This is a genomic window from Rathayibacter sp. Leaf296, assembly GCF_001423045.1.
GTDB classification, from domain to species: Bacteria; Actinomycetota; Actinomycetes; order Actinomycetales; family Microbacteriaceae; genus Rathayibacter; species Rathayibacter caricis.
On the sequence record NZ_LMNR01000001.1, the window covers coordinates 875,664 to 879,804 of the forward strand.

Consider the following 4,141-nt stretch of genomic DNA (forward strand, 5'->3'; position numbering starts at 1 on the left):
CGGTCGGGCGATCGTCCCACCTGAACCCCAGCCGATCGGCCATGAGCCCGTTGCGCTGGCTCCATCACTCATCGGAGGAACTCCGTGGCACAAGATGTGCTCACCGACCTGAACAAGGTCCGCAACATCGGCATCATGGCCCACATCGATGCCGGCAAGACCACCACCACCGAGCGCATCCTGTTCTACACGGGTATCACGCACAAGATCGGTGAGGTCCACGACGGCGCCGCCACGATGGACTGGATGGCGCAGGAGCAGGAGCGCGGCATCACCATCACGTCCGCCGCGACGACCTGCTTCTGGAACAAGAACCAGATCAACATCATCGACACCCCGGGTCACGTCGACTTCACCGTCGAGGTGGAGCGCTCGCTGCGCGTCCTCGACGGCGCCGTCGCCGTCTTCGACGGCAAGGAGGGCGTCGAGCCCCAGTCCGAGACCGTCTGGCGCCAGGCCGACAAGTACGACGTCCCGCGCATCTGCTTCGTCAACAAGATGGACAAGCTCGGCGCCGACTTCTACTACACGGTCGACACCATCGTGAACCGCCTCGGCGCGAAGCCGCTGGTCATCCAGCTCCCGATCGGCGCCGAGTCGTCCTTCGAGGGCGTCATCGACCTGGTCGAGATGCGCGCGCTCACGTGGCGCGGCGACTCCAAGGGTGACGTCCAGCTGGGTGCGAAGTACGAGATCGAGGAGATCCCGGCCGACCTCGCCGACAAGGCCGCCGAGTACCGCCAGAAGCTGCTCGAGACCGTCGCCGAGACCTCGGACGAACTGCTCGAGAAGTACTTCGGCGGCGAGGAGCTGACCGTGGCCGAGGTCAAGGCCGCGATCCGCAAGCTGACCGTCAACTCCGAGATCTACCCCGTGCTCTGCGGCTCCGCGTTCAAGAACCGCGGCGTCCAGCCCATGCTCGACGCGGTCGTCGACTACCTCCCCTCCCCGCTCGACGTCCCCGCCATCGAGGCGCACGACGTCCGCGATGAGGAGAAGGTCATCATGCGCCACGCCGACTCGACCGAGCCCTTCTCGGCGCTCGCGTTCAAGGTCGCCGTGCACCCGTTCTTCGGTCGCCTGACCTACGTCCGCGTCTACTCGGGCAAGCTCGACTCCGGCGCCCAGGTCATCAACTCGACCAAGGGCAAGAAGGAGCGCATCGGCAAGATCTTCCAGATGCACTCCAACAAGGAGAACCCGGTCGACTCGGTCACCGCCGGCCACATCTACGCGGTCATCGGCCTGAAGGACACCACCACCGGTGACACCCTCAGCGACCCGCAGGCGCAGGTCGTCCTCGAGTCGATGACCTTCCCGGAGCCCGTCATCGAGGTCGCCATCGAGCCCAAGACGAAGGCCGACCAGGAGAAGCTCGGCACCGCGATCCAGAAGCTCGCGGAGGAGGACCCCACCTTCCGCACCGAGCAGAACCAGGAGACCGGTCAGACGGTCATCAAGGGAATGGGCGAGCTGCACCTCGACATCCTGGTGGACCGCATGAAGCGCGAGTTCAACGTCGAGGCCAACGTCGGCAAGCCGCAGGTGGCCTACCGCGAGACGATCCGCCGCACCGTCGAGAAGTACGACTACACCCACAAGAAGCAGACGGGTGGATCGGGTCAGTTCGCGAAGGTCCAGATCACCATCGAGCCGATGGAGGTCGAGGCCGACAAGACCTACGAGTTCGTCAACGGCGTCTCGGGCGGACGCGTCCCCCGCGAGTACATCCCCTCGGTCGACGCGGGCATCCGCGACGCCATGCAGGTCGGCGTGCTCGCCGGCTACCCGATGGTGGGCGTCAAGGCGACCCTGGTCGACGGTGCCGCTCACGACGTCGACTCCTCCGAGATGGCGTTCAAGATCGCCGGCTCGATCGCGTTCAAGGAGGCCTCGCGCAAGGCGCAGCCGGTCCTCCTCGAGCCGCTCATGGCCGTCGAGGTCCGCACTCCCGAGGAGTACATGGGCGACGTCATCGGCGACCTCAACTCGCGTCGCGGGATGATCCAGTCGATGGAGGACGCCACCGGCATCAAGGTCATCCGCGCCAACGTGCCGCTGTCCGAGATGTTCGGCTACATCGGCGACCTGCGCTCGAAGACCTCGGGCCGCGCCGTCTACTCGATGACGTTCGAGACCTACAGCGAGGTCCCCAAGGCCGTCGCCGAGGAGATCGTCCAGAAGAACAAGGGCGAGTAACTCCGCCCCCCCCCCCCGCCGTTCGACCGGACGGCGGGGGACTGGTAGTGTCGTGCGGGTTTGCTGCCGCTTACGCGCGTGGAAACCCGCACGACCTCTGCCGGTAACATAAGTACACAAAACCCCCGCAAGCCCTCATGTCCTCGTGCCGCCCCGTGCGGCGTCGGATGCGGATGCTTGCACCTAAGTCCTGAGGAGGACCCACAGTGGCTAAGGCCAAGTTCGAGCGGACCAAGCCGCACGTCAACATCGGAACCATCGGTCACGTCGACCACGGAAAGACCACGCTGACCGCGGCGATCTCCAAGGTTCTCGCTGACAAGTTCCCGTCCGCGACCAACGTTCAGCGCGACTTCGCGTCGATCGACTCCGCTCCCGAGGAGCGCCAGCGCGGCATCACGATCAACATCTCGCACGTCGAGTACGAGACGCCGAAGCGCCACTACGCGCACGTCGACGCCCCGGGTCACGCCGACTACATCAAGAACATGATCACCGGCGCGGCGCAGATGGACGGCGCGATCCTCGTGGTCGCCGCCACCGACGGCCCCATGGCTCAGACCCGTGAGCACGTCCTCCTCGCCAAGCAGGTCGGCGTCCCCTACCTCCTCGTCGCCCTGAACAAGGCCGACATGGTGGACGACGAGGAGATCCTGGAGCTCGTCGAGCTCGAGGTCCGCGAGCTGCTCTCGTCGCAGGGCTTCCCCGGCGACGACGCCCCCGTCGTGCGCGTCTCCGGTCTCAAGGCCCTCGAGGGCGACGAGGCCTGGACCCAGTCGATCATCGACCTGATGGACGCCGTCGACGAGTCCATCCCGGACCCGATCCGCGACAAGGACAAGCCGTTCCTCATGCCGATCGAGGACGTCTTCACGATCACCGGTCGTGGAACCGTCGTCACCGGCCGTGCAGAGCGTGGAACCCTCGCTCTGAACTCCGAGGTCGAGATCGTCGGCATCCGCCCGACGCAGAAGACCACGGTCACCGGTATCGAGATGTTCCACAAGCAGCTCGACGAGGCCTGGGCCGGCGAGAACTGCGGTCTGCTCCTCCGCGGCACCAAGCGCGAGGACGTCGAGCGCGGCCAGGTCGTCGTCAAGCCGGGTTCGGTCACGCCGCACACCGACTTCGAGGGCACCGCGTACATCCTGTCCAAGGATGAGGGTGGGCGTCACAACCCGTTCTACGCGAACTACCGCCCGCAGTTCTACTTCCGCACCACCGACGTCACCGGCGTCATCACGCTGCCCGAGGGCACCGAGATGGTCATGCCTGGCGACACCACCGACATGACGGTCGCGCTGATCCAGCCGATCGCCATGGAGGAGGGCCTCGGCTTCGCCATCCGTGAGGGTGGACGCACCGTGGGTGCCGGAACGGTCACCAAGATCGTCAAGTAGGTTCGCCTGCTCGATCTCTCGAGAGGGGTCGTCCGCTTCGTGCGGACGGCCCCTTCCGTCTGTCCGGGCGGGGTCACGGAGCGCGGGCTACCGTGGTCGCCATGTCCTTCGTCAAGAGCGATCCGTCTGCGGCCCCGCGGTTCTTCGAGTGGGAGGCGGCGGGCCTGGAGTGGTTGCGGGAGGCGGAGGCGTCCGGCGGTGCGCCCTGCGTCGAGGTCCTCTCCGTCGGCTCGGGCCGCGTCGAGCTCGAGGAGCTCGAGGCCGTCCGTCCCGATCCGGTCGCTGCCCGAGCCTTCGGCCGGTCCCTGACCCGGACGCACGACGCGGGAGCAGCGGCGTTCGGTGCCGCCCCGGACGGCTGGGACGGCCCCGCGTACATCGGCCGACGGCGGATGCCCTGCAGCCCCGAGGAGTCGTGGGGCGTCTTCTACGCCGAGCAGCGTGTCCGTCCGTTCCTCCCCGTCGCGGTCCGGGAGGGGAACCTCTCGCGATCCGATGCCGAGACCGTCGAGCACGCGCTCGACCGTGTCGCGGCGGGGGAG

Annotated in this window: 3 protein-coding genes; all 3 read left to right on the top strand. The window is 66.9% G+C overall.

Annotation, left to right across the window (positions count from 1 at the left end):
- Positions 1–84: 84 nt before the first annotated feature.
- The gene (fusA, locus tag ASF46_RS03935) at positions 85–2,199 is read left to right on the top strand and encodes an elongation factor G (protein ID WP_055787046.1); all 2,115 of its coding nucleotides are present in this window, start codon (positions 85–87) and stop codon (positions 2,197–2,199) included.
- A gap of 206 nt (positions 2,200–2,405) precedes the next feature.
- Entirely contained in the window at positions 2,406–3,599 is a 1,194-nt protein-coding gene (tuf, locus tag ASF46_RS03940) for an elongation factor Tu (RefSeq protein ID WP_055787051.1), read from the top strand.
- A gap of 101 nt (positions 3,600–3,700) precedes the next feature.
- Positions 3,701–4,141: fructosamine kinase family protein (locus ASF46_RS19675; RefSeq protein ID WP_235576847.1), on the top strand; the 441-nt coding region annotated here is incomplete at its 3' end.